21 protein-coding genes and 3 tRNA genes are annotated in these 24,937 nt (G+C 68.7%); 3 read left to right on the top strand and 21 right to left on the bottom strand.

What is annotated here, in order from left to right:
- Nucleotides 1-4: 4 nt before the first annotated feature.
- Nucleotides 5-1,066 (bottom strand): NAD(P)H-dependent glycerol-3-phosphate dehydrogenase, encoded by a 1,062-nt coding sequence (locus tag ABZ717_RS20175; protein ID WP_358512796.1) that lies wholly within the window; start codon nucleotides 1,064-1,066, stop codon nucleotides 5-7.
- Nucleotides 1,063-1,914, bottom strand: coding sequence for a lysophospholipid acyltransferase family protein (locus tag ABZ717_RS20170; protein ID WP_358512794.1), 852 nt, complete (start codon nucleotides 1,912-1,914; stop codon nucleotides 1,063-1,065). Before ABZ717_RS20170 ends, ABZ717_RS20175 begins: the two co-directional genes overlap by 4 nt.
- Before the next feature lie 152 nt (nucleotides 1,915-2,066).
- Between ABZ717_RS20170 and cofC the strand changes: the two genes are divergently transcribed.
- Nucleotides 2,067-2,714, top strand: a complete 648-nt coding sequence (gene cofC / locus ABZ717_RS20165; protein WP_358512848.1) for a 2-phospho-L-lactate guanylyltransferase — start codon at nucleotides 2,067-2,069, stop codon at nucleotides 2,712-2,714.
- 162 nt (nucleotides 2,715-2,876) lie between these two features.
- On the opposite strand, the gene ABZ717_RS20160 is transcribed toward cofC, so the two are convergent.
- From ABZ717_RS20160 to leuC, 3 genes are all read right to left on the bottom strand, one after another.
- Nucleotides 2,877-3,158 carry an HU family DNA-binding protein gene (locus ABZ717_RS20160; protein WP_014910144.1) on the bottom strand — a complete coding sequence of 94 codons (282 nt, stop codon included), beginning with the start codon at nucleotides 3,156-3,158 and terminating at the stop codon, nucleotides 2,877-2,879.
- Between the two features lie 359 nt (nucleotides 3,159-3,517).
- Nucleotides 3,518-4,114, bottom strand: coding sequence for a 3-isopropylmalate dehydratase small subunit (leuD, locus tag ABZ717_RS20155; protein ID WP_358512792.1), 597 nt, complete (start codon nucleotides 4,112-4,114; stop codon nucleotides 3,518-3,520).
- Between the two features lie 30 nt (nucleotides 4,115-4,144).
- Complete coding sequence (leuC, locus tag ABZ717_RS20150) at nucleotides 4,145-5,542, bottom strand: 3-isopropylmalate dehydratase large subunit (RefSeq protein WP_358512790.1); 1,398 nt, start codon at nucleotides 5,540-5,542, stop codon at nucleotides 4,145-4,147.
- Between the two features lie 124 nt (nucleotides 5,543-5,666).
- Between leuC and ABZ717_RS20145 the strand changes: the two genes are divergently transcribed.
- Nucleotides 5,667-6,401 (top strand): IclR family transcriptional regulator, encoded by a 735-nt coding sequence (locus ABZ717_RS20145; protein WP_190318418.1) that lies wholly within the window; start codon nucleotides 5,667-5,669, stop codon nucleotides 6,399-6,401.
- 152 nt (nucleotides 6,402-6,553) lie between these two features.
- Here the strand turns inward: ABZ717_RS20145 and ABZ717_RS20140 are convergent.
- The 6 genes from ABZ717_RS20140 to ABZ717_RS20115 form a co-directional block, all read right to left on the bottom strand.
- A tRNA-Glu gene (locus ABZ717_RS20140) sits at nucleotides 6,554-6,626 on the bottom strand.
- Between the two features lie 111 nt (nucleotides 6,627-6,737).
- Nucleotides 6,738-6,813: transfer RNA gene (locus ABZ717_RS20135), tRNA-Glu, on the bottom strand.
- 52 nt (nucleotides 6,814-6,865) lie between these two features.
- A tRNA-Gln gene (locus ABZ717_RS20130) sits at nucleotides 6,866-6,937 on the bottom strand.
- Nucleotides 6,938-7,068: 131 nt separating this feature from the next.
- Nucleotides 7,069-8,517: a glutamate--tRNA ligase gene (gene gltX / locus ABZ717_RS20125; protein WP_358512788.1), complete on the bottom strand. Its 1,449-nt coding sequence runs from the start codon at nucleotides 8,515-8,517 to the stop codon at nucleotides 7,069-7,071.
- Nucleotides 8,518-8,615: 98 nt separating this feature from the next.
- Nucleotides 8,616-9,524 carry a GDSL-type esterase/lipase family protein gene (locus ABZ717_RS20120; RefSeq protein ID WP_358512786.1) on the bottom strand — a complete coding sequence of 303 codons (909 nt, stop codon included), beginning with the start codon at nucleotides 9,522-9,524 and terminating at the stop codon, nucleotides 8,616-8,618.
- Nucleotides 9,525-9,610: 86 nt separating this feature from the next.
- A complete protein-coding gene (locus ABZ717_RS20115) occupies nucleotides 9,611-10,411 on the bottom strand; it encodes a fumarylacetoacetate hydrolase family protein (RefSeq protein ID WP_358512784.1) in 801 nt (266 codons plus the stop codon).
- A gap of 196 nt (nucleotides 10,412-10,607) precedes the next feature.
- Between ABZ717_RS20115 and ABZ717_RS20110 the strand changes: the two genes are divergently transcribed.
- Entirely contained in the window at nucleotides 10,608-11,417 is an 810-nt protein-coding gene (locus ABZ717_RS20110) for a DUF3152 domain-containing protein (protein WP_358512846.1), read from the top strand.
- 165 nt (nucleotides 11,418-11,582) lie between these two features.
- Here ABZ717_RS20110 and ABZ717_RS20105 read toward each other — a convergent pair whose 3' ends face one another.
- The 10 genes from ABZ717_RS20105 to ABZ717_RS20060 all read right to left on the bottom strand — a co-directional run.
- Nucleotides 11,583-12,983 (bottom strand): ABC transporter substrate-binding protein, encoded by a 1,401-nt coding sequence (locus ABZ717_RS20105; RefSeq protein WP_358512782.1) that lies wholly within the window; start codon nucleotides 12,981-12,983, stop codon nucleotides 11,583-11,585.
- Between the two features lie 30 nt (nucleotides 12,984-13,013).
- Nucleotides 13,014-13,901, bottom strand: coding sequence for a carbohydrate ABC transporter permease (locus ABZ717_RS20100; RefSeq protein ID WP_358512780.1), 888 nt, complete (start codon nucleotides 13,899-13,901; stop codon nucleotides 13,014-13,016).
- Nucleotides 13,898-14,845 (bottom strand): sugar ABC transporter permease, encoded by a 948-nt coding sequence (locus ABZ717_RS20095; RefSeq protein WP_358512778.1) that lies wholly within the window; start codon nucleotides 14,843-14,845, stop codon nucleotides 13,898-13,900. Before ABZ717_RS20095 ends, ABZ717_RS20100 begins: the two co-directional genes overlap by 4 nt.
- Nucleotides 14,846-15,208: 363 nt before the next feature.
- Nucleotides 15,209-16,819, bottom strand: a complete 1,611-nt coding sequence (gene cimA, locus ABZ717_RS20090) for a citramalate synthase (RefSeq protein ID WP_358512776.1) — start codon at nucleotides 16,817-16,819, stop codon at nucleotides 15,209-15,211.
- Nucleotides 16,820-17,085: 266 nt separating this feature from the next.
- A complete protein-coding gene (locus ABZ717_RS20085; protein ID WP_358512774.1) occupies nucleotides 17,086-17,610 on the bottom strand; it encodes a hypothetical protein in 525 nt (174 codons plus the stop codon).
- 71 nt (nucleotides 17,611-17,681) lie between these two features.
- Nucleotides 17,682-18,797, bottom strand: coding sequence for a branched-chain amino acid aminotransferase (locus ABZ717_RS20080; RefSeq protein ID WP_358512772.1), 1,116 nt, complete (start codon nucleotides 18,795-18,797; stop codon nucleotides 17,682-17,684).
- A gap of 219 nt (nucleotides 18,798-19,016) precedes the next feature.
- Nucleotides 19,017-20,081: a 3-isopropylmalate dehydrogenase gene (locus ABZ717_RS20075; protein WP_358512770.1), complete on the bottom strand. Its 1,065-nt coding sequence runs from the start codon at nucleotides 20,079-20,081 to the stop codon at nucleotides 19,017-19,019.
- A gap of 547 nt (nucleotides 20,082-20,628) precedes the next feature.
- On the bottom strand, nucleotides 20,629-22,248 hold the full coding sequence (locus ABZ717_RS20070; protein ID WP_358512768.1) for a glycosyltransferase: 1,620 nt from the start codon (nucleotides 22,246-22,248) through the stop codon (nucleotides 20,629-20,631).
- A gap of 17 nt (nucleotides 22,249-22,265) precedes the next feature.
- The gene (locus ABZ717_RS20065) at nucleotides 22,266-23,882 is read right to left on the bottom strand and encodes a glycosyltransferase family A protein (RefSeq protein WP_358512766.1); all 1,617 of its coding nucleotides are present in this window, start codon (nucleotides 23,880-23,882) and stop codon (nucleotides 22,266-22,268) included.
- On the bottom strand, nucleotides 23,879-24,937 hold a 1,059-nt coding region (locus ABZ717_RS20060), incomplete at its 5' end, for a glycosyltransferase family 2 protein (RefSeq protein ID WP_358512764.1). The genes ABZ717_RS20060 and ABZ717_RS20065, both read right to left, overlap by 4 nt.

Below are 24,937 nucleotides of genomic sequence, written 5' to 3'. Positions count from 1 at the left end.
GCTCTCAGACCCCGTACCGCTCCGGCTTGCTGCTACGGGACATGAATTCCGCGAGCGCCCGGGCCGGGCTCAGGTCGTGGTGCATCATCTTGACGACGGCCTCGGTGATCGGCATGTCGACCCCGTTGGCCCACCCGAGTTCGAGGATCGACTCGGAGGACTTGACCCCTTCGGCCGTCTGGCTGGTCTCTTGGACGACCTGTTCCAGGGTCTTACCGGCGCCCAGTTTCTCACCGAAGGTCCGGTTCCGCGACAGCGGGGAGGAGCATGTCGCGACGAGGTCGCCCATTCCGGCCAGGCCGGACAGGGTGTGCTCGTCGGCGCCGAGCGTCACCGCCAGGCGGGTGGTCTCGGCCAGACCACGGGTGATGAGCGAGGCCTTGGTGTTGTCACCGAAGCCCATGCCCTCGGCCACGCCCACGGCCAGCCCGATGACGTTCTTCATCGCGCCGCCGATCTCCACGCCCACCAGGTCGGTGCTGGTGTAGGGGCGGAAGTAGGCCGACTTGAACAGCGACTGCAACCGCACGGCCGTGGGCTCGTGCGGGCAGGCCACCACGGCGGTGGCCGGCTGGCGTTCGGCGATCTCCCTGGCCAGGTTGGGGCCCGAGACCACGGCGATCTGTTCCTCGGGCAGCTCCAGGACCTCGCCGATGACCTGGCTCATCCGTAGGAGGTTGCCCAGCTCGACGCCCTTCATGAGGCTGACGGCCACGGCGTTCCGGGGGAAGACGTCCTTCAGGTCGGCGAGGTTGGCCCGCAGCGACTGGGAGGGTACCGCCAGTACCACGACCGAGGCGCCTTCCAGCGCCTCGTCGACGTCGGTGGTGGCCCGCAGCTCCGCGTTGAGCATGAGCCCCGGGAGGTAGTCGGGGTTCTCCGAGGCCTCGTTGATCGCGTCCACGATCGTGGCCCGGCGCGCCCACAGGACGACCTCGGCGGCCTCCTGCCCCGACTTGCGGGCGAGGTCGGCGGCGTCGGCGACGACGTTGGCGAACGTGGTCCCCCACGAGCCACCGCCCAGAATCGCGACCTTCACCTTGTCATCGCTCATGTACTCGGTCATGCCCCCGTGTTGTTCTTCCCGTTGTCGCCGTCGGCGGTCTCGGCCTGCCCGGCCCCGTTCGCCGCGGCCTCGGCGCCCTGTCCCCCTTGCTCCACCGCGCGTTCGGTGCGCTTGGCCTCGGCCTGCTCCCGGCGGGCCTTGGCGAAGTCGAAGGGCACCGCGGGCGGCTCCTCCCCGCGGATCTCGGCCTGCAGGGCGGTGATGTCGGCCATGATCGCCTTGGTGGCCCCCTCCAGGACGGTGGCCGTGATCGGCTCGTCCCGGTAGGCGGACAGGTCCACCGGCGGTCCGGCCTTGAACTGAATGCGCTTGCGCGGCGGCAGCAGCCGGGGCTTCTTCGCACCGTAGGGCAGGATGTTCTGCTCTCCCCAGTGCGCCACCGGGATGACCGGGACACCCGTGGTCAGCGCCAGGCGCGCCACACCGTTCTTGGCGGTCATCGGCCACAGGTTCGGATCACGGGTGCAGGTGCCCTCGGGGTAGAAGATCACCGAGGAACCGTCCTGGGTGAGCGCCTTCTCGGCCTCGCCCAGCGCCTTGACCGCGTCGGAGCTGCCGCGCTTGATCGGGATCTGGCCCGTGGCCTTGGCGACCGAGCTGACCACCGGGATCTTCATGACCGAGTCCTTCATGGTGAAGGTGGGCCAGCGCCGGGCACCGATGTAGAGGAAGTGGGCGACCGTCAGCGGGTCGGTCACGGACAGGTGGTTGGCCGCGATGATCGCACCGCCCTGCTTGGGGACGTTCTCGGTCCCCCGCCACTCCGGCTTGGTGATCAGCCAGAGGACGAAACGGACGATCCGGGACACGACCCAAACGACCCATCGTGATTCTCGTTGCTTGGTCACGGGACTCCTCACTTCAACACAACCGACTCAGTCTAGGGTGTCCGCGCCGCGCCGATCCCCGAACATCTACCCTCGTCAGTGTCGTCGCCGTATCAAGTTCCGGGGGAACCGTGACCGGCTGTGGAGAACGTGGCGGGTCCGCCCTGCCCGGGGTGCGCTGGTCCCTGATCGTCCCAGTCAAGCACCTCGGTCTGGCCAAGAGTCGACTGGCCCGGGCCGCCGGGGACCTTCGCGAGGAACTGGCGCTCGCGATCGCCTGCGACACGGTGGCCGCCGCGCGCCGGTGCCCTTCGGTGGGGACGCTGTTCGTGGTGACCGACGACGCCCGCGCGGACGCCGCCTTGTCCGCCCTGGGCGCCGTGGTGGTGTCCGGGGAGCCGGGGGGCGGTCTGAACCCGGCCCTGGTGCACGGGGCGCGCACCGCGCGCGCCCTGGGACCCGGGCTGGGGATCTGCGCGTTGTCGGCGGACCTGCCGGCACTGCGGCCGGCGGAGCTGGAGCGTGTCCTCACCGCCGCGTCCGCCCACGAGCGGTCGTTCCTCGCGGACTCGCCGCGGGTGGGAACGACCTTGTTGGCCGCGGCACCGGGTCGGCCGTTCGCCCCCGCCTTCGAGGGGGCCTCCCGGGCCCGCCATCTGGCGGGTGGGGCACACGAGCTCTCACCGCCGAACGTGGAGTCGGTGCGCCGTGACGTGGACACACCCGAGGACCTGGTCTGCGCGACCACCCTGGGCCTGGGTCCGCGCACACGCGCCCTGGTGGGGCGCGTGTCGACCCGGGAGTCACAGAAGAGCCCCTGAGGCACTCTCGGTGCGTCTGAGCGCCGTCCAGAGCATCCGTGGGCCGCGCCCGACCCGAGGACGACCCCGGACCGATGGAGAGCGACCCCGGACAGCACTCCGCCCGGGCCCCCTATGGAGGGAACCCGGGCGGGTACTTCCGGCTCGCCTGAGGCGAGAGGACTACTTCTTGTCGCCGTTGACCAGAGCCTTGAAGTCAGCGCCGGCGCGGAACTTCGGAACGAAGCTCGCGGGGACGTTGATCGTGGCGCCGGTGGCGGGATTGCGAGCGGTACGCGCCGCGCGCTCGGACTTCTCGAATACTCCGAAGCCCGTGATGGCGACCTTGTCGCCCGACGCCACGGTGGCCTGAATGGTTTCAAGCACAGCGTTGACCGCTTCGGTCGCGGTCTTCTTGTCTCCGAGCCGGTCGGAGATCGCGTCGATCAGGTCACGCTTGTTCATAAGGTTCCTCCGGTTCCCCCTTGCTCGCACGAAATTAGGGGAAGCAGCGGCCCTTACACAAATACAAACGCCCGTGGGCAAGGCGTGTCGGGGCCTTTCCGACCTGCAAGGTCACGCTCCGCAACTACCGGGACGGATGTGCCCGGACGGGGAACGCGTCCTTTTTGCCCCCTTCTGTAGGCCTCAAAAGCCTACGTATAACCGGATTCCGGGCCCCCCGACCTCCCGCCTTAAGGACACAAAGTCGGTAAGCGAATGCTCACGTCAAGTAAAGGTAAAATTATTCGGGACCGAGGGTGCGCTGCGTCACAACGACCCTCGATCCCGTGTTCGGAAGGGGCTTCCGGCCCGGACCCCGGCTAGAGCGTGGCCGGCTTCCAGGCCGGTCGGGTGCCCTCGAAGACCGTGATGTCGTCGGTGTGACGGAGCGTCAGGGCGATGTCGTCCAGACCCTCCAGCAACCGCCAGCGGGTGTAGTCGTCCAACTCGAACGGCTCCACCACGTCCGCGGCCGGAACGCGCACCTGACGCTCCACCAGGTCGACGGTCACCTCGATCGTCGGGTCGGCCTCCACGGCCGCCCAGATCCGCTCGATGACCTCCTGGGGCAGCAGCACGGTGAGCAGACCGCCCTTGAGCGAGTTGCCACGGAAGATGTCGGCGAAGCGCGGGGACAGCACGGTCTTGAAGCCGTAGTCCTGCAGGGCCCACACGGCGTGCTCACGGGACGAACCGGTGCCGAAGTCGGGACCGGCCACCAGCACACTCGCGCCCTCGTACTCGGGGCGGTTGAGCACGAAGTCCGGGTCGGACTTGCGCCACTCGGCGAACAGACCGTCCTCGAAGCCGGTGCGGCTGACCCGCTTGAGGTAGACGGCGGGGATGATCTGGTCGGTGTCGACGTTGCTCGCGCGCAGCGGCACGGCCCGACCGGTGTGGACGTCGAACTTCTCCATGGGAGGACTCTCCTTGACGGGTCGGGGCGACTACAGGTCGGCCGGGGAGGACAGGGTTCCGCGGACCGCGGTGGCCGCCGCCACCAGCGGCGAGACCAGGTGGGTGCGCCCGCCCCGGCCCTGGCGGCCCTCGAAGTTGCGGTTGGACGTGGAGGCGCTGCGCTCGCCGGGCTTGAGCTGGTCCGGGTTCATGCCCAGGCACATCGAGCAGCCCGCCTCACGCCACTCGGCGCCGGCCTCCTTGAAGATCTCGCCCAGGCCCTCCTCGTTGGCCTGTTCCTTGACCCGCATGGAGCCGGGCACGACCAGCATGCGCACGCCGTCCGCGACCTTGCGACCGCGGACGACCTCGGCCGCGGCCCGCAGGTCCTCGATGCGACCGTTGGTGCACGAGCCCAGGAAGACCGTGTCGACGGAGACCTCGCGCATGGGCGTGCCGGCCTTCAGGTCCATGTAGGCCAGGGCCTTCTCGGCGGCCGCGCGGGCGGAGGGGTCCTCGAAGGAGGACGGCTCGGGCACACCGGCGTCCAGCGGCACGCCCTGGCCGGGGTTGGTGCCCCAGGTGACGAACGGGCTGAGGTCGTCCGCGTCCAGGACCACCTCGGCGTCGAACTCGGCGCCCTCGTCGGTGCGCAGACTCTTCCAGTGCTCGACGGCGGCGTCGAAGTCGGCGCCCTGCGGGGCGTGCGGCCGACCCTTGACGTAGTCGTAGGTGGTCTGGTCCGGGGCGATCATGCCGGCGCGGGCGCCCGCCTCGATGGACATGTTGCAGACCGTCATGCGCGATTCCATGGACAGGGCCTCGATGGCCTCGCCCCGGTACTCGATGACGTAGCCCTGGCCGCCACCGGTACCGATCTTGGCGATGACCGCGAGGATGATGTCCTTGGACGTCACCCCGGGCCGGAGCCTGCCGTTGACCGTGACGGCCATGGTCTTGAACGGCTGCATCGGCAGGGTCTGGGTGGCCAGGACGTGCTCGACCTGGCTGGTGCCGATACCGAAGGCCAACGCGCCGAACGCGCCGTGGGTGCTGGTGTGGCTGTCGCCGCAGACCACGGTCATGCCGGGCTGGGTGAGGCCGAGCTGGGGGCCGACGACGTGGACGACGCCCTGGTCGATGTCGCCCATGGGGTGCAGGCGCACGCCGAAGTCCGAGCAGTTCTTGCGCAGCGTCTCGACCTGTTTGCGGGAGACCGGGTCCGCGATGGGCGCGAGGAGGTCCATCGTGGGGACGTTGTGGTCCTCGGTGGCGATGGTGAGGTCGGGACGTCGAACGGGGCGACCGGCCAGACGCAGGCCCTCGAAGGCCTGAGGGCTGGTCACCTCGTGGACGAGGTGGAGGTCGATGTAGAGCAGGTCCGGCTCGCCTTCGGCACGTCGAACGACGTGCTCCTCCCAGACCTTCTCGGCCATCGTGCGTGCCATGGGAGATCGCCTCTCTCGTGTCTTCTCGGTCTTGGGTCCCGCCGTGTCTCGCACGTACCCGGAACCCTCGCGCGGATGGTCGGCCCGACTTGCATTCCATATAGCGAGACGGCAATATCAAGCCATGGACAACTCTAGCTCATCCAGCGGTGTCGGTGTCCTGGACAAGACGATGTCCGTCCTCGACGCCCTGGAATCGGGGCCCGCGTCGCTGGCGCAATTGGTCCAGATCACCGGCCTGGCCCGCCCCACCGCCCACCGCCTCGCCGTCGCCCTGGAACGCCACCGCATGGTGACCAGGGACAGCCAGGGTCGATTCGTGCTCGGGCCGCGCCTGGGTGAGTTGTCGATAGCCACCGGAGAGGACCGTCTGCTCGCCGTGGCCGCGCCGGTCCTGGTCCAGCTACGCGACCTCACCGGGGAGAGCGCCCAGCTCTACCGCCGACAGGGCGACCTTCGTGTGTGCGTGGCCGCGTCGGAGCGCAGCAGTGGTCTGCGCGACACCGTGCCCGTGGGCAGCGAACTTCCCATGAACGCGGGTTCGGCCGCCCAGGTGCTGCTCGCCTGGGAGGACTCCGACCGCATCCGCCGGTCCCTGGTGGGCGCGCGCTTCACCGCCGCGAGCCTGGCGCAGGTACGGCGTCGCCGTTGGGCCCAGAGCGTCGCCGAACGCGAGCAGGGCGTGGCCTCGGTGTCGGCCCCCGTCGCCGGCCCCGGTGGACGGGTGATCGCCGCGGTCTCGGTGTCCGGCCCGATAGAGCGCCTGACCCGCTCGCCCGGACGCATGCACTCCCAGGCCGTGGTGTCGGCCGCGGAGAAGATCAGCGAGTCCCTGCACACCTACGAGGGAGGTCACTGACCACCCGTCCCGTCGATCCGATCCCCCGAGGGCGGCACCCGAACCGGGAGTCGCCCTCGACACGTCCTGACCGCACCGGAAGGCGTCGACCCCGAATGACCCCCGGAAACGACGAAAGGCCCCACCCGAATGGGTGAGACCTTCAGTTCTTGTACCCCCGAGCGGATTCGAACCGCCGTTACCGCCTTGAGAGGGCGGCGTCCTAGGCCACTAGACGACGGGGGCCGGACGTGATCCGCGTAGATCATCGAAACCATGATAACCACACGAACCGGACACCGATGGCGAGCATCGGCTCAGAAAGAAGGCTTCCACACCGTGGAAGCCACTTCCTGTTGGTACCCCCGAGCGGATTCGAACCGCCGTTACCGCCTTGAGAGGGCGGCGTCCTAGGCCACTAGACGACGGGGGCATACTTCTCGGATCCGAGGATCCGCACGTCCGATGCCGAGACATCGAACTCGCTGGCCTACCAGGACTCGAACCTAGACTAACTGAACCAGAATCAGTCGTGCTGCCGATTACACCATAGGCCAATGTTTTGAGGGGATCCGGTCGCTTTCGCGTCCCTGTCCCCCTCGGCGACGTAGATAACTCTAGCGGACATTCAGAGTGCTCGCGAACCGAATACGGGTGGTGGGGCACACAGCCCCACCACCCCGTGGCATCAGCCCTCCCGGGCGTCCTTCTCCTCGGCACGCAGCTTCTCCAGCGCGGCCTCCAGACGTGCCTGGACGCGCTCGCGTCCCAGCAGTTCCAGGGACTCGAACAGCGGCAGTCCCACGGTCCGACCGGTGACGGCCACGCGTACCGGGGCCTGGGCCTTGCCCAGCTTCAGCCCGAGCGAGGCACCGGTCTCCTCGGTGGCGATCTTGAGGTCGTCGGCGGTCCAGGACAGCTCGGGGTCGGAGAAGCGCGCCAGGGCGGCCTCCACCATCTCCTTGCCCACGCCCGGCTTCATCGCCTTCTTCCAGCTCTTGTCGTCCTCCACCGGCTCCTTCAGGAACAGGAAGTCCACGTTGGGGACGATCTCGCCGAGCAGCGCGACCCGGCTCTGCGCCAGCGGGGCGACGGCGGCGAAGACGTCGGCGTCGTAGTCCTCGGCGTTCCAGGGGGTGTCCTGCCCGGTGAGCCACGGCTGACAGCGCGCGATGAAGTCCTCGACCGACAGCGCGCGAATGTACTCGCCGTTGAAGGCGCGCAGTTTCTTCTCGTCGAAGAACGCGCTGGAGCTGTTGACGTCCTGGATCTCGAAGAGCGGCATCATCTCCGACCACGGCATGATCTCGCGGTCCTCACCCGGCGCCCAGCCCAGCAGCATCAGGTAGTTGATCATCGCCTCGGCCAGGTAGCCCTCCTCCTGGTAGGACTCCAGGGCGACCTTGTCACGGCGCTTGGACAGCTTCTTGCGCTGCTCGTTGACGATGACCGGCAGGTGCGCCCACACCGGCGGGGTCAGGCCCAACGCCTCCCACAGCAGCTGCTGCTTGGGGGTGTTGGACAAGTGCTCCTCGCCGCGGATGACGTGCGTGATGCGCATCTCGACGTCGTCCAGGACGTTGGCCAGCACGAACAGCGGGGAGCCGTCGGCCCGGGCGATCACGAAGTCCTCGATGGCGGCGTGGTCGAACTCCACGTCGCCGCGGATCTGGTCGCGCACGATGGTGGGGCCACCGGCCGGCACCTGGAAACGCAGCGCCCGACCCGGCCCGGCCTCCAGGCCGCGGTCGCGGCAGAAGCCGTCGTAGCCCAGGTTCGGGTTGTCGCGGCGCTCCTGCACCTGCTCACGGGTGCAGTCGCAGTAGTAGGCGAGGCCGGAGCGGTACAGCTCCTGCGCGGTCTCGCGGTGCTTGTCGACGTAGGCCGACTGGAAGTAGGGGCCCTCGAAGTGGGGGTCGCTCTCGTCGATGCCGATCCACGACATCGCACGGATGATGCCCTCGGTCCACTCGGGCCGGTTGCGTGCGGCGTCGGTGTCCTCGATGCGCAGCACCATGCGGCCCTCGGGCCGCTGCTGGGCCAGAGCCCAGTTGAAGAGCGCGGATCGAGCGCCACCGACGTGGAACATGCCCGTCGGGGACGGGGCGAAGCGGGTACGAATCGGAGTCTCAGTCACGGGCCCCAGGGTATCGGTGGCGCACTCGCCCCATCGCGGAACGCGGATGCTCCCCGGCGGACGGACACCGCGGGACCGCCTCGGCGGCGCGGATCCGCTCAGGGCGTTTCGGTCCGCTCCCCGGGCGCGATGGGCAGTGGTCTCGGGTAGCCCGTCCCCAGGCCGAACTTCTCCGACAGGGCGTCGGCGAACCCGGCCGCGATCTTGATCTCACCGCCGTCGTTGGGGTGGGTGCCGTCGTAGGTGTCGGCCTTCACGTCCCAGGACTCGGCCTTGGCCAGGTCGAAGCCCACCACCGGCGAACGTTCGCTCGACAGTTCCAGGGTCAGCTTGCGGACCAGTTTGTTGTACACGTACAGGCGCAGCGCGAAGCCCTGGTCCTGGTCGGCCATGGTGATGGGCAGGGCCTCGGCGAACAGGATGTGGATGTCCGGGTTCGCCTCGCGTGCGTCCCGGACGTAGGCGCGGATGTTCTCCTCCATCGCCTCGGCGGTGATCGGGTGCAACAGGTCGTTGAGGCCGATCAGCACGCACAGTACGTCGGGTCGGTGCTCGGCCACGTCGGCGCCGATGGTGGTGGCGGCGTCGGCCAGGGTGCGACCCCAGCGGGCGTTGTGGTCCTGGTCGAAGTCCGGGTCACGGTAGTCGACGCCCTCGGTGTCTCCGCCGACCGGCTCTGTGGGCTCGGCCCCCATCATCTCCGGCGGGATGATCTGTTCGGGGGTCGCGGGCGCGTTGTAGGGGCCGACGAAGTCCAGCCCGTCCACGTGCGGTTCCAGGTGGTTCCACAGGTGATAGCGCCAGGTCCGGTCCCCGTCGGCGCCGTGGGTCATGGAGTCCCCGGCGAGCATGAGCCGCACCAGGGCGTGGCCTTCGCCGTCGGCGTCCCGTTCGGGTTCGCCCATGCTCCTGCCGAGGACCCACAGCCCCGAACCCACCAGGGCCAGGACGAGGGTGATGGCACCGGTGAGGGCGAGGGGCGGGACGCGGTGTTTTCGGGGGGCCAAGGTCGGACCTTCCGCTCGGTCGGAGCGCGTGGCCCCGACGGGTGGCCCGTGCGCGGGCGCCCGGCCCGCGCACGGCTCGCTCGGGGTCAGTCCCGCTCGACCACCCGGTTGCTGATGGTGCCCAGGCCCTCGACCGTGACGGCCACTTCCTGGCCGACCTGGACGGGGCCCACACCGGCGGGCGTGCCGGTCAGGATCACGTCACCCGGGAGGAGGGTCATGAACGAGCTGACGTGGGAGATGATGCCCGCGATGTCGTGGATGAACTGTGATGTACGTCCATCCTGACGCGTCTCACCGTCCACGGTGGTGGTGACCCGCAGGTCCTGGGCCTCCTCGATGCTCAGCCCGGTGGTGATCCACGGGCCGATCGGGCAGAAGGAGTCGAACCCCTTGGCCCGCGTCCACTGCTTGTCCTTCTTCTGCAGGTCACGGGCGGTCACGTCGTTGGCGACCGTGTACCCGAAGATGACGTCCTTGGCGCGCTCACGCGGCACCTCGCGGCAGGGGCGGGAGATGACGATGGCCATCTCGCCCTCGAAGTCGACCCGCTCCGAGGCCGCCGGGTAGAAGACCGGGTCCTGCGGGCCGGTCACGGCCGTGGACGGCTTGAGGAACACCACCGGTTCGTCGGTGGTCTCCCCCGTGACGTCCTTCATCTCCTCGACGTGATCGGCGTAGTTCTTGCCGATGCACACGACCTTCGTCGGCAACACGGGTGACAGCAGTCGCACGTCGGCGAGCCTGGCGCGCTCACCGGTGAGCTTGATGTCACCCATCAACGGGTGGCCGCTCAGTCGGGCGACGAACTCCTCCCCACTGTCCGTGTCCGTCTCGACCAGACCGAAACCGACCTCGTCGCCGGACGCGAAACGTGCGATACGCACCTGAATCCTCCAAGCAGCCCACTTCGACTCACTGTCCGAGTGAAGCGTAACCGCGTGGGAGTATCGATCGTGTCCGCAAGCCCTACCCTTTGTGGGTCCACGACTCTGGCATGCTGGGTTTCGATGACCGTCGAGAGGTGGAGGGACCGTGGGTTCACGTGGTACCCGTGCCCGGCACCGCCGGCGCAGGAACCCCATGGGGTTGGCCATCGGTGTGTGCCTGGTCTCCGGGGCCTCCGCTGTGTTGATGGTGAGCGTCCCCGAGCCGAATGACGAGCTCGACAGCACCCAGGAGACCTCCGCCGAGGGTCCCGTCGGCGAGGGAGACCCGGACGGCGTCCGCCGGCATCCCGCCGCGTCCCCCGCCGAGACCGGGGGCGCCGAGACGGACGCGGAATCCGACGCCTCACCCGACCCGAGCGCCACTCCCACCGAGGAGGAGACCCCGGTGCTGCTGCGCTCGGTCGAGGACGAGGTCGACACCGCCGACGGCGACATCCGGGTCATGAAGGGCGAGAGCGAAGCGATGGGCGAGGGTCCGCTCACCACCTTCGCCGTGGAGGTCGAGAAGGGTCTGCCCGGCGATGACTCGGACTTCGTCGAGGCCGTCGAGCTGATCCTGGGCGACCCCCGCAGCTGGGGCGAGGAGGGCTCCCGCTCCCTGCAACGCGTGGACGGCGACGACGCCGACATCCGTGTGCTGCTGGCCGCGCCCGACACCGTGGACCGTCTGTGCGCGCCGCTGAACACCAACGGGTTCGTCTCCTGCGCCAACGGCAACCGCGCCATCATCAACCAGAACCGCTGGGTCGCGGGCGTGGAGGACTTCGAGGACGACCTGGAGACCTACCGCGTCTACGTGATCAACCACGAGGTCGGCCACACCCTGGGCCATGGGCACGTCGACTGCCCCGGCGAGGGCGAGGTGGCCCCCGTGATGCAGCAGCAGACCCTGGGGTTGCAGGGCTGCGAGGCCAACGGCTGGGTCGACCCCGACGCCGACTGACGTCGCGCGACCTTTCGATCGCCTCGCGTGGCTTCGCCGGCATGGAGCGTTCGAACCGTGTTCGATGGGCTCGGCGCCGTCGTTCAGAATCCCCGTACACGAGGGGCGGGGCCGCGACGACGCGCCGCGGCCCCGCGCCTCCTACCGGGTGAACCCGGTCGATGCTCAGTCCTCCACGGACAGGTTGTACTCCTCGATGGTGCCGCCCACGCCCTGGGCGGCCTCGGACATGGCCTCCTCGGCGGTCGCGTCACTGGTCAGGGCGGCCTCCCAGCCCTCTTCGGCGGCGACGCGGGCCTCGGACATCACGCCCATCATGCAACCGGCGGTGTTCTCGTTGATCTCGGAGTCGGCGAGCTGGTTCGCGGCCACGGAGAACTGCGGGAACTCCTCGGAGCGCTCCTGCGCCTCGGGACCGTCGTAGCCCTCGGTGTTGACCGCCAGGTAACCGGTACCCGCGTGCCAGGTCGACTGGGCCTCGGGGGTCAGCAGGTACTGCACGAACTCCCAGGAACCGCGGACCTCCTCCGGGCTGTGGCCCTCACCGTTGACCCACAGGGAGGCGCCGCCGATGATCGAGCCTCCCGGGTCGCCCGCGCCGACCAGCGGGAAGTAGCCCGCGCCGACCTCGAAGTCGGACTGTTCGATGAAGCCGCCCAGGGAACCGGTGGACTCCAGGGTCATGGCGGCGCGGCCGGAGGTGAAGGCGGCCTGGCCGTCGTCGGTGTTGCGGCCGATCTGGACGGCGAGGTCGTCCTCGATCATCTGGTCCCACCACTCGACGAGCTCGATGATCTTGGGATCGTCGAAGAGCACCTCGGTGGCGCGACCGTCACGGCCGTTGGCGTTGTCGCAGTAGGGCACTGCGGCGCGCGCCATGAACTGCTCGATGTACCACCCGTACACCGCGGCGCCGAACCCGTACTGGACGACGGTGCCATCGTCGTCGGTGACGGTGAGTTCCTCGGCGGCCTCACGGATCTCGGCGAGGTCGGTGGGCGGGGAGTCCGGGTCCAGACCCGCCTCCTCGAACGCGTCCCGGTTGATGTACATCAGCGGGGTGGAGTTGTTGAACGGGAAGGACCGCAGCTCGCCCTCGACGGTGAAGTAGTTGAGGAGGGCCTCCTCGACCGTGGAGGTGTCGTAGTCGTCCTGGTCGAGGAAGGACTGGGCCGGCACGGTCTGCCCGGAGTCGATCATGAACTGGGTGCCCAGGTCGTAGATCATGATGAGTTCGGCGGTGTCGCCCTGCTGGATGGCGGCACGGTGGTTGGCCAGCGCGGTGTCGTAGTCGCCCTGGAAGGAACCGGTGACCTCGATCCGGCCCTCGTTCTCGGCGTTGAAGCCCGCGATGAGCTCGTCGAGCACCTGGCCGTTGGTGGCGTCCATGCTGTGCCAGAACTCGACCTGGACCGCCTCGTCGAGTCCGTCCAGCACCTCCGGGCCGGGTGCGGTGAGGTCGGAGCCACCGCCACCATCGTCTCCGGAACACGCGCTGAGCAGCAGGCCCAGGCTCGCGAGCAGGGCGGCGGCCTTGACGCCTCGCCGTCGGGGGAAGGTTGTCATCTTTCTCGTCTCCACTAGGTGTTTCGCGCCCTACTTGACCGCGCCCGCGGTGAGTCCTCGAACGATGAAGCGCTGTCCGAAGATCACGAGGGCGAGTGTGGGGAGGACCGACAGCGCGGCGCCGGCCAGGAGGAGTCCGGGGTTGGAGTACTCCCCCACCTTGAGGCTGTTGAGGCCGATCTGCAGGGTCTGCATCTCGGTGCTGCGGGTGATGATCAGCGGCCAGAAGTACATGTTCCAGCTGGTGATGAACACGTACATGCCGACGGCGGTCAGGGCCGGTTTGCTCAGCGGCAGCAGGATGGTCCATAGGAACCGCAGGTGACCCATGCCGTCGATGCGCGCGGCGTCGAACAGCTCGCGGGGGAACTGCTTGAAGCTCTGGCGTAGGAGGAACGTGCCGAAGGCGTAGGCCAAGAACGGCATGACCAGACCGGCGTAGGTGTCGCCCATCCCCCACCCGGTGATGGTCAGGTAGTTGGGAATGAAGGTCGCCTCGGCCGGCACCATCAGCGTGGACAGGAACAGCGCGAAGACGATCGCGCTGCCGCGGAAGCGCAGGAACACGAACGCGTACGCGGCCAGGGCGGAGGTGAACAGCTGGCTCACCGTGATGATGCCCGCCATGACCAGCGAGTTCCCGTACATACGTAGCAGCGGCACCGCGTCCAGGGCGCCCTGGACGTTCTCCAGGTTCACGCCGGTGGGCAGCAGCCTCGGCGGGAAGGCCGACAGGTCCTGAGACCCCATGAGCGCGCCCGCGAACACGTAGTAGACGGGGAACATCACCGGGATCAGGAAGACGCCCAGCGTCAGGTACAGCAGGACACGGCCCGCGATGTGCCCTGGCGTGCGCCGGTGCCTGGTGCGGACCGCCCCGGTGCGGGCGGGTGCGGTCTCACGTTCGAGGGTCGTCATGAGTAGTGCACCTTCCGCTCGATGACACCGAACTGGAGCGCGGTGCACACCAGGACCACCAACAGCAGGACGAGCGCCTGGGCGCTGGCCCGACCGAAGTCGCTGGTGCCGTAGGCGAAGGCGTCCTGGAAGATGGAGTAGACGAGGGTGGTCGTGGAGCCGACCGGCCCTCCGCCGGTGAGGATGTGGATCTGGCCGAAGCTCTGTAGCGCGTTGATCGTGGAGATGACGATCAGGAAGAAGAGCTGCGGTCCGAGCATCGGGATGGTGACGTCCCAGGCCAGCCTCGGCCCGGTGGCGCCGTCGATGCGGGCGGCCTCGTTGACCTCCTTGGGGATGGAGCCGATGCCGGCGGCCAGCACCAGCACCCCGTAGCCCAGGTTCATCCACACGGTGGTGATGACGATGGACCACAGGGCCATCTCCTGCGAGGTCAGCCAGGGCACCTGATCCAGGCCGAAGCGGTACAGGATGCCGTTGAGCACGCTGTTGCCGGGACTGTAGAAGACCGCGAAGATCACCGAGGCGCTGGCCACGGAGAAGGCGAACGGTACCGCGAAGGCTCCACGCAGGAACTTCTGTCCGCGGATCACCCCCTCCAACAGCAGGACGATGATCAGCGCGCCGACCACGCCCGGTACGACCACGCCGACGCTGAAGAGCACGGTGGTGATCAGCACCTGGACGTACTCGGGAGAGGCCATCTCGGCGAAGTGGCTCAGGCCGACGAACCGGTTCGGCCTGCCGATGATGTCGTTGCCGTGCAGCGACAGATAGATGGTGCGGCCCAGCGGGTAGACGAGGAAGAGCGCGAAGATCGCCACGGAGGGGCCGAGGAAGCCCCAGGCGAGCAAGGCGTCTCTTCCGGCTCGGGCTCGTTTCCTACGGGTCTTGGGGGATGGCGGTGACACGGCCGGCCGGTCGGTCGCCGAACCGGTGGTCACGCCGTTACCTCCACCCCGTGTGCGAATCGTGGGTGAGGACACGTCCCGAAGTCTTCAGGTGGTGCGTGACCTGCGCTTCGCGGGAAGACGAACAGCGCACCAACGGAGGGGCGCACCACGGTTTCGTTCGACATCTATCACCACTCGTCCATCGCGAATCGGCTGAAAGTTCGCAGTATCGAGTGGTCCGGGTCACGGTGGCTATGACCCTTCGGACAGGCCTTTCTTACCTGTAAGTAAGTTTCAAGCCCGTGACCTGCACCGTGCGTCGAACGGGTCCGGTCGGGTGACGGAGGAACGTGACGATTCCGTCACCCGACCGACCACCGAAGCGCTAGCGGAGGCGGGGAACGAACACCGCGCCTAATCCCTCGGGTAGCCCTGGCGCAGCAGGCCGTAGGTGAGGGCCTGCTCCAGCGCGACCCAGGAGGCGTCGACGACGTTGGGGCCCACGCCCACCGTCGTCCACTCCCCCGTTCCATCGCTGAAGGTGATGAGGATCCGGGTGATCGCGTCGGTACCCGAGGCGCCCTCCAGGATGCGGACCTTGTAGTCGGTCAGCTCCAGGCCGGCCAGCGCGGTATAGGCGTTCTCCATCGAGCCGCGCAGCGCCCGGTCCAGGGCGTTCACCGGGCCGTTGCCCTCCGCGGTGGCGATCACGCGCTCGCCCTTGACCCGCAGCTTCACGGTGGCCTCGGTCAGGCTCACGTAGTCGCTGGACAGCGGACCCGACCCGGTGGCCGGACGACGTTCGGTCAGCACCCGCCAGGATTCGGTCTCGAAGTAGCGGACGGGCTCACCCATCTCCTCGCGCAGCAACAGCTCCAGGGAGGCGTCGGCCGCCTCGAAGCTGTACCCGGACAGTTCCAGGCCCTTGACCCGGTCCACGACCCGGCCGGACAGACCACGATCGTCGGACAGGTCCAGACCCAGCTCCTGGGCCTTGAGCTCCACCGAAGCGCGCCCGGCCATGTCGGATACGAGCATGCGCATCCGGTTGCCGACCAGCTCCGGGTCGGTGTGCTGGTACAGGTCGGGGTCGACCTTGATCGCCGAGGCGTGCAGGCCCGCCTTGTGCGCGAACGCCGATACCCCCACGTAGGGCTGGTGGGTGTCGGGGGCCAGGTTGACGATCTCGGCGATCGTGGTGGCCACCCGGGTCATCTCGCCGAGGCAGCCCTGGGGCAGCACCTCACGGCCGTACTTGAGGGTGAGCGCGCCCACCACGGAGAACAGGTTGGCGTTGCCCACCCGCTCGCCGTAGCCGTTGGCGGTGCACTGCACGTGGGTGGCTCCGGCGTCCACGGCGGCCAGGGTGTTGGCGACGGCGCAGCCGGTGTCGTCCTGGGCGTGGATGCCCAGGCGCGCACCGGTGGCCTCCAGCACCTCGGTGACCACGCGGCGGATGTCGCCGGGCAGCATGCCGCCGTTGGTGTCGCACAGGACCACCACGTCGGCGCCCGCCTCCGCGGCGGAGCGCACCACGGACAGGGCGTACTCGGGGTTGTGGTGGTAGCCGTCGAAGAAGTGCTCGCAGTCCACGAACACGCGCTGCCCGTGTTCACGCAGGTGCGAGACGGTGTCGGAGACCATGGCGAGGTTCTCGTCCAGGGTCGTGCGCAGGGCACGTTCGACGTGGCGGTCGTCACTCTTGGCGACAAGGGTGACGACCGACGCGCCGCTTTCGCGCAGCGCGGCCACCTGTGGGTCGTCGGCGGCCTTCACACCGGAACGGCGGGTCGCGCCGAACGCGGTGAGTCGCGCGTGTTCCAGCTGGAGCTCTTGTGAAGCCCGCTGGAAGAACTCGGTGTCCTTGGGGTTGGAGCCGGGCCAACCGCCCTCGATGAACGCCACCCCGAAGTCGTCCAGCTGCTTGGCGATGGCCAGCTTGTCGGAGACCCGAAGGTTGATCCCCTCGCGCTGGGCTCCGTCGCGCAGCGTGGTGTCGAAGACGTGGAAACTGTCGTCCCTCATTGGTGGAACTCCCGAAGGTGGATGTGCACGGCGGCCCCGGCCAACAAAAAAGACCCCTCGTGGACACGAGAGGTCAGCGCGCTGGCAGGGTCCGGATTCTCTTCCCTGCGTCATCGCGGGAAGTCGTCAGCCAGCGCGCCCCTGAATAATCACGACCTGGGACGGCATGGGGCCAGTGTGCCATACCGGCCCCGAAGAGTCGCACCTCGGGGCCGGTTTGTCTCACTCTTCAAGACGCGAATTTCCCACTACGGACATCTCGGACCTCAGGGACCCGCGGGGGCCGGGGTCTGCGGAACCGCGGCGGACTCGGCCTCCTGGGTCATGGCGTCGAGCTCCTCCTGGGTGATGAGCGGCTCCATCGGCGGGCGGTCCTGCGGTGTGTTGAGGATCTCGTCCAGGATCTCCCCGCGCGGGTCGACCCACCCGGGATCGCCCTGCGCGGGAGGGGCCGGAGCCTCCGGCTCGGCCTCCTGTCCACCGCCGGGCGCCGGATCACCGGCCGGGGCGACGGCTTCGCCGTGGTGCGCCTCCTCCGCGACGTGCTCCTCCTCCGGTTCGTCGGGGTGGAGCAACGGGGTCACCGTGCGCTCGGAGTCGGAGGGTTCGTCGGCGGACTCCGAGGGGGTCGGGGCCGGCGGGTTCAGCGCCGCCGACACCTCCGCCGCGCCGTAGGCGACGGCTCCCACCACCAGACCGGCGCAGGCGGTCAGGGCGACCCTGCCCGGCCACGGGGATCGGGGGCGGGCGTGGGCGGAACCGTCCGGGGCGGGGGACGGGGACTCGGTCATGGGGGACTCCAGGGGATGAGGGGGATCGATGACACGGGCCGCCCGGGACGCCCCGGGCGGCCCTCAGCCGACTAGAACTTGGTGATCCAGTCGTACTTGTCGGCGCGCAGACCCGTCTGCAGGCCGACGAGCTCCTCGCGCAGCCGCATGGTGACCGGGCCCGGGGTGCCGTCGCCGATGGTGAACTCACCGTCGTCGCTCTTGACGTGACCGACCGGGGTGACGACCGCCGCGGTACCGCAGGCGAACACCTCGGTCATCTCACCGGACTCGGCGGCGCTCCTCCACTCGTCGATGGACAGGGGCTTCTCCTCGGCGGGGATGCCCAGGTCGGGGGCGAGCCTGAGCAACGACTCGCGAGTGATACCGGGCAACAGGGTTCCGGTCAGCGAGGGGGTGCGCAGGCGCGCGTTCTCGCCCTCGCCGAACACGAACCACAGGTTCATGCCGCCCATCTCCTCGACCCAACGGTGCTCGCGGGCGTCCAGCCACACGACCTGGTCGCAGCCCTTCTCCACTGCCTGCGACTGGGCCAGGAAGCTCGCGGCGTAGTTGCCGGCGACCTTCGCGGCACCGGTGCCGCCCGGGGCGGCGCGGGTGAAGTCCTTGGACAACCAGACCGTCACCGGCTGGACGCCACCGGAGAAGTAGGAACCCACCGGCGAGGCGATGAGCAGGTAGACGTAGCTGCGGGAAGGGTGGTTGACCCCCAGGCCGACGTCCGTGGCGACCATGAACGGACGAAGGTAGAGACTGAAGTACTCCTTGTCCGGGACCCAGTCGCCGTCGTGTTCGATGAGCAGTTCGATGGACTTGAGGAAGAGCTCCTCGGGCAGCGCCGGCATGGCCATGCGCGCGGCGCTCCGGTTGAAGCGGGCGGCGTTGGCCTCCGGGCGGAAGGAGGCGAGCGAACCGTCCGGGTGACGGTAGGCCTTGAGCCCTTCGAAGATCTCCTGCCCGTAGTGGAGGGCGGCCGTGGCGGGGTCCAGGGACAGCGGGCCGTACGGTTCGATTTTGGCGTCGTGCCAGCCCTCGCCCTCGGTGTAGCGGATGCTCACCATGTGATCGGTGAACACCTGACCGAACCCGGGGTTCTCCAGCAGTGCCTCACGTTCCCGCGGGGTCTTCCGCCGGTCGGAGAGCTGGACGTCGAACGTCAACCCAGTGGTGGTGGTGTTGTTGTTCATGTTGTCGGTGGTCCTCTCGGGTGCATCGGGTCGGCAGCGCCGCCGACCTGGAATCTAGTGTGTCGGAAGAGCGCACCCGGGGCCAGAGCGGACCATGGACGGTCGCACGGACGACGGGCGCGCCGGATGTTCCGGACGCGCCCGTTCGTGGGTCATGAGGTGGCTGAAGTCCCGCTACGGCCGCGCCCGCTGTTCGAGGCAGGGCCGGAAGCGGTCGCCTCAGCCCTGCTCGGCTACTCGCGCGGCGAGGTCGTCGCCGATCCGGGAGGTGGACCGGACCGCGTCGCTCTGGGCGCGGGTCTTCAGGTCGATGGAGACCGCCTGCTCGATGCGGCGAGCGGCCTCGGGAACCCCCAGGTGATCCAGCATCGCCGCGGCCGACAGCACCGTGGCGGTCGGGTCGGCCTTTCCCTGGCCCGCGATGTCGGGCGCCGAGCCGTGGACCGGCTCGAACATGCTGGGGAAGGTGTTGTCGGGGTTGATGTTACCGCTGGCGGCGAGGCCGATGCCGCCGGTGATGGCGGCGCCGATGTCGGTGATGATGTCGCCGAACAGGTTGTCGGTGACGACCACGTCGAAGCGGCCCGGCTGATTGACGAAGAACATCGACGCGGCGTCGACGTGGCAGTAGTCCACGGACACCTGCGGGTACTCGGCGCCGACCTCCTTGACCGTGCGCTGCCACAGCTCGCCGGCGAAGGTCAGGACGTTGTCCTTGTGCACCAGCGTCAGCTTCTTGCGGGGACGCTCGGCGGCCTTGTCGAAGGCGTACCGGACCACGCGCTCGACCCCGAAGCGGGTGTTGACACTGTCCTGGGTGGCGATCTCGTGCGGGGTGCCCTTGCGCAGCACACCGCCGGCGCCGGCGTAGGGGCCCTCGGTGCCCTCCCGAACGACCAGCATGTCGATGTCCTCGGGGGAGACATCCGCCAGGGGGCTGTCCACGCCGGGGTAGAGCCGGACGGGGCGCAGGTTCACGTAGTGGTCGAAGTCGAAGCGCAGGCGCAGCAGCAGGCCGCGCTCCAGGACGCCGCTGGGGACGGAGGGATCGCCGACCGCGCCCAGGTAGATGGCGTCGTGTCCGCGCAGTTCCTCGGCGACGGTGTCGGGCAGCGTCTCACCGGTGCGGTGCCAGAGCCGGGCGCCGAGCTCGTATTCGGTGGTCTCGATGGCCAGGTCGTGTTGGGCGGCCACGACCCCCAGCACCTTGAGGCCTTCGGCGACGACCTCGGGGCCGATCCCGTCTCCGGGGATGACGGCCAGTTTCACGGTGCGCGCTGCCATACGGACTGCCTCTAACTCAGACGTGACCACGCCCGTGTTTCTCACATGACGAGATCAAATGAACAGTAGGTGAGACAACTGTACCGGCCCGAACGACCGGCACAGTCCCCCACCCGCGAATTCGCTCAGGCGCGACGGTTGATCGCGTCCTGCAGGGCGCGAGCGATCTCGTCGTCGGTGTCGGGCGCGGACGGGTACTCGATCATGTCGTACATGTGATCCTCCGGATGCGTCGTGCGACGGCGCCCGAGCACGACGGGGCCATCACCGCTGAACGGCGTGGGCGACGGTGTCCACGAAAGAAGGGGGACAAGGAGTTCGCCCCGGCGGGATCGCCTGCCGGAGTCGCCGGAACGGGCCCCGGTGGGGGCGGGTTCGGCGTGGATCGTGGCGCCCGGCAGTGTGCCTACACCACTGACTCCTAGGACTTCAGACTATCGGATGTCCAACTATATGACCAGAACTTCTCACCATGTGAGAAGCCTTTGTGTTTTCGCTGATCAGAACGGTGAAAACGAACCGCATCGACGCGGAGATCGGCCCTGTGTCACCTCCGGAGCCCGCCGAGCAACAACCACGCACCGCGTCCCTGGGTCAGCGCCCGAATCCGGCGTTCCCATCGCTCGACCTCCGTCCGCCAGCGGGTCGCGTCCCTCTCCGCCTTGCGCATCTTCTTGTGCCAGTCCTTCGGCGGCCCCTCACCGCCCCTCTCCGACACGGTGAGAACCTCGGCGTGATCCAGCACGTGCACACCCCACAATCGGGCGACGGCGGCGTCCCGGCCCGCCATGTCCGCCCCCAGGTGCCGCGCGCGAGCGAAGGCCGCAGTGCGCTCCAGACGCAGTGGTTCGGCCCTTCCGCCCGCGCCCACGGATCGGACGAGACCGGCCCCCTCACGGTCGGCGGCCCCTGTCAGGACACGTACCGCGCACCTCCTCGGGCGTGTACCGGGAGACAGCAGGAGCCGGAAGGGGACGTCCGGGTCGGGCTCCGGTTCGGTTTCCGCGAAGCGCGTCCTCGGCTCACAGCGGTAGTTCTCGTGGAGGAGTCGCACGTCAACCGCCGGGTCGTCGATCGTGGCGTGTCGCCCCGGTGTGACCCACCGCCATTGGCCCACCAAGGTGACCCGGATGTCCGCCACGTCACCCGCGAGCAGGGCGTCCACCGTTTCGACCACGTCGTCGAACGTGCGACCCACCGTGTCGACCACCACGTCGACGAAGGGCACCTGCCAGGTCCGCCCGGGTATCCGGCGGCGAGTGTACTTGCGAGGAACCCGGTTCTCCAGGAAGGGACGCCCATAGCGCGCCGCCTCCTCCCCTCGTCGCTCCGTCGTCGGTACTCCCAGATGCAGACCCACGGACTCTTGCTCCGGGACGAACACCGCGCCCCGTTGCGAAAGCCGGTACCCGAGTTCGCTGTCCTCTCCCAGGACCAGGTCCGGTGACGTCCCACCGACCGCCTCGAACAGCTCGCGCCGCGTCGAGGCCGTGGCCCCCGTGAACACCTCCCAGGCCCGGTGCCCGGCCGAGCGCAGACCATCGGTGCCTTCCAGGATCTCGGCCATCCACTCCATGCCGCTCGCGCCCGGGAACAGGTGCTCGTCGGTCTCCGCCCGGTACACGTGCTCGTGGACATCGGCGGGGGTGAACTCGCGGCCCCGCTCCTCACCGAAGACCGTCCGACCCATGACGACGAGGTAGTCGGCCAGATGGTGCCACCTCATCTGCGCCTCGACGTGCCGCCGACCGACGACCATGTCGGCGTCCAACCGCAGCACGACCGACGTCGAGCAGGCCCTCACACCCGCCCCGACCGCGTGCCCGGGCCCCCATCCCTTCTCCGGAGCGACCAGTAGACGGGTGTGCTCCGGGCGGATCGGAGGCAGCCGCAACGGCGGATCACTGCCGTCATCCACCACCACGACCTCCATCAGGCCGCCCGGATAACTCTGCGCCGCCAACGAGGCCAGGGTCAGATCTAACTTCTCCTGACCACCATGGGCCGGAACCACCACACCCACCGACAACTCGGGCTCCCACTCCCCCAGCGCGGGCGGCTCCAACACCGAATAGTCGTTACGGCGCAGCCTGGGACGCCGAGGGGGCTCGTTCTCTCCCACCACTGCGCGACCGTTCCTCGCGCCCGGTGTCTCGCCCTCGGCCATGTACCCTCCCCCGCCCATCAGCCGATGGCCCGACGCAGGAACCGACCGGCACGGCTCCCGGTCAACCAGCGGAACCGGTTCTCCAACTTCGTGGCGCGCGCCTTGTGGAACTCGGCCCGCGCCTGTTCCCGTTCCAACCGTGCCCGCCAGTCCTTTGGCGGTTCCTCCTCCGATCGGATCGAGGGTTCCTCCACCTCTTCACCCGGCATGGACAGCACCGACTCACCGGCGATCCAGTGCACACCGAAGAGTTCACCCACCATGGTGTCCAGGTCCTCGGCCCCCTCCCCCAAGCGCCGCGCACGGGCGAAGGCCGCCGCACGCTCCAGGCGAGGCCCGTCCAGGTCGTCGCCGACCCCGGTCACCAGGACCAGGCCCGCCCCCGTCTCGTTCGCCTTCGCCATCAGCAGGTGGATCCCATCGATGGTCGGGATCTGCCCGGGCCGGATCGACATCCGGAAGGGGACGTCCGGGTCGGGTTCCGACACGGTCTCGGCCAGACGTACTCTCGGCTCGCATCGGTAGTGCTCGTGGAGGAGCCGTGCCTCCAGCGCCGGATCGTCCAGGACCCGGTGCCGCCCCGACGTCACCCGCCACCATTCGCCTACCAGGTGGACCCGGACGTCGCACACCCGGCCCGCCAGCATCGCGTCCACAGTCGCGGCCACATCATCGAACCGGGCTTCCGTCGCGTCCAGCACCACGTCGACCCTCGGCACCTGCCACTGCCGTCCGGGCAGGTCCCGTCGCCCTCCGCTGAGGGGAAGCCTCGTGCCCACGAAGGGGCGACGGAACCGGGCCCCCTCCTCCTTGCGGGTCTCCATCTGCGGCAGTCCCAGGTGCCAACTACTGGTCTCCAGCTCAGGGACGAAGACCGCCCCGTTCTGAGCGAACCTGTATCCGAGATGGGTGTCCTCGCCGAGGACCAGTTCGGACGCGGCCCCACCGGACTCCTCGAAGAATTCCCGACGCACCGAACCGGTGCCGCCGATGAAGAAGTTGAACACCTTGTAGTCCGCGGTACTCAGGTTCCTCGTCCGCTTGTAGGCGCGGCGCAACCACCCCAGTTCCTCACCCGGTGTCCGGACCAACGCCTCCGGCTCTCCCCGACGCACCGCGTCGAACACCTCGGTCGGCTCCAACTCTCCGGGGTCGTGGTCGACACAGCGCAGGTGCCCGGTGACCGCCAGGTAGTCCGCCAGGTGGTGCCACCGCATCTGCGCCTCGACATGTTCCCGGAAGGCGATCATGTCCGCGTCGAAGAACAGGAGGACGTCGGCGTCGGTGGCCGCGGCTCCGGTCCGCACCGCGTGTCCGCGAGCCCAACCTCCGGGCAGGCTCGGTACGATCCGGGTGTGCTCCGGGTGGATCGGAGGCAGCCGCAACGGCGGATCACTGCCGTCATCCACCACCACGACCTCCATCAGGCCGCCCGGATAACTCTGCGCCGCCAACGAGGCCAGGGTCAGATCCAACTTCTCCTGACCACCATGGGCCGGAACCACCACACCCACCGACAACTCGGGCTCCCACTCCCCCAGCGCGGGCGGCTCCAACACCGAATAGTCGTTACGGCGAATGAGCGGGCGAGGCGCGGACCGCTTCCGCACCGGGTCGGCTTGAACAAGCGTCATCGTTCACTCCCGGATGTCGTCATGTCGAAGGGGCTCTCGCCGGCCGCCCTCACCGGCGCGTCCATGAGGTCGGGTTCCAGCAACACGCTGGGCCGCCAGCCACGCCACTGTTGGTGTGCTCCCCGCAAGAAGTAGCCGGGGTCCTCGCGCCAGGTGTGCCCGTCCGGCCTGCGGCGGATGACGCACCCCAGACCATGGGTGCGGTAGATCGCGCCACCCATAACGCGTATGTCGTCGAGGAGACCGGCGTCCTCATCGACCTTCCATGGCCGGAAACCGCCGACCTCCTCCATGACGGTGCGGTCGGTCAGCATCGCGGCACCGGTCACGTGCCGGGCGAAGCGCTCGGAGCGGACCGGGCGTCGAACGGTGAGATCCAACTGTTCCAGGTGGTAGTACTCCGTCGCGCAGCCGACCAGGTCTGCGCCGGAATAGCGGCGGGCCCACACCAGATCCGACAGATGATCCGGCCCATACCAATCGTCATCGTCCATCTTCGCCACCAACGAACCACTCGCCCGCGCGATCGCCCCGTTCAACACCGAACCGAACACCATCCCCGAATCCGGCTCCCACACCACCAGGGAACGCCCACTCCCCCGGAAGATCTCGACCGCCTCCGACACACCAGGAGCACCCACCCCGAAACCGTGCAGCGCCAACACCACCTCCACATCCACACCCCGCTGACGCCCCACCTGACGCAAAGCGAAACCCACCATCTCCGGCCGCCGCGTACACAAAACAACCGACACCGAAGGCTCTACCGACCCACCACCCGACCGATACCAACGCGCCTGCCGCCCGAACAGCCGCAACGCCACCCGCCGCAACCGCACACTGTGCTCCTCACGCAGCAGCTCGTCGACGAACCCCTCCTCACTCACTCGCCCGAGAAGCGCGTGGAGTTCCTCGCCCAAGGGCCGCGCCCACATCGGCGGTCCGGCTCCCACCAGCGGGATGCCCGCGGCGGCCAACCCGGCCACCGCACGCACCGCCGCCACCGGCCCACTGTGCCGCCCCCACTCCACCCGCACCGCACGCAGATCACGCAA

Origin of the sequence: Nocardiopsis sp. NPDC006832 (assembly GCF_040635885.1) — a bacterium.
Lineage (GTDB): Bacteria > Actinomycetota > Actinomycetes > Streptosporangiales > Streptosporangiaceae > Nocardiopsis.
Note: the sequence above shows the minus strand (reverse complement) of the source record. Positions and strands in the feature narration are given on the sequence as shown.

Bases quoted from the DNA above. Each gene is read 5' to 3' on its own strand.
- ABZ717_RS20175 (WP_358512796.1), bottom strand. From the start codon at position 1,066: ATGACCGAGTACATGAGCGATGACAAGGTGAAGGTCGCGATTCTGGGC.
- ABZ717_RS20160 (WP_014910144.1), bottom strand. From the start codon at position 3,158: ATGAACAAGCGTGACCTGATCGACGCGATCTCCGACCGGCTCGGAGAC.
- leuD (WP_358512792.1), bottom strand. From the start codon at position 4,114: ATGGAGAAGTTCGACGTCCACACCGGTCGGGCCGTGCCGCTGCGCGCG.
- leuC (WP_358512790.1), bottom strand. From the start codon at position 5,542: ATGGCACGCACGATGGCCGAGAAGGTCTGGGAGGAGCACGTCGTTCGA.
- ABZ717_RS20145 (WP_190318418.1), top strand. From the start codon at position 5,667: ATGGACAACTCTAGCTCATCCAGCGGTGTCGGTGTCCTGGACAAGACG.
- ABZ717_RS20110 (WP_358512846.1), top strand. From the start codon at position 10,608: ATGGGGTTGGCCATCGGTGTGTGCCTGGTCTCCGGGGCCTCCGCTGTG.
- ABZ717_RS20105 (WP_358512782.1), bottom strand. From the start codon at position 12,983: ATGACAACCTTCCCCCGACGGCGAGGCGTCAAGGCCGCCGCCCTGCTC.
- ABZ717_RS20100 (WP_358512780.1), bottom strand. From the start codon at position 13,901: ATGACGACCCTCGAACGTGAGACCGCACCCGCCCGCACCGGGGCGGTC.
- cimA (WP_358512776.1), bottom strand. From the start codon at position 16,819: ATGAGGGACGACAGTTTCCACGTCTTCGACACCACGCTGCGCGACGGA.
- ABZ717_RS20085 (WP_358512774.1), bottom strand. From the start codon at position 17,610: ATGACCGAGTCCCCGTCCCCCGCCCCGGACGGTTCCGCCCACGCCCGC.
- ABZ717_RS20080 (WP_358512772.1), bottom strand. From the start codon at position 18,797: ATGAACAACAACACCACCACCACTGGGTTGACGTTCGACGTCCAGCTC.
- ABZ717_RS20075 (WP_358512770.1), bottom strand. From the start codon at position 20,081: ATGGCAGCGCGCACCGTGAAACTGGCCGTCATCCCCGGAGACGGGATC.
- ABZ717_RS20070 (WP_358512768.1), bottom strand. From the start codon at position 22,248: ATGGCCGAGGGCGAGACACCGGGCGCGAGGAACGGTCGCGCAGTGGTG.
- ABZ717_RS20065 (WP_358512766.1), bottom strand. From the start codon at position 23,882: ATGACGCTTGTTCAAGCCGACCCGGTGCGGAAGCGGTCCGCGCCTCGC.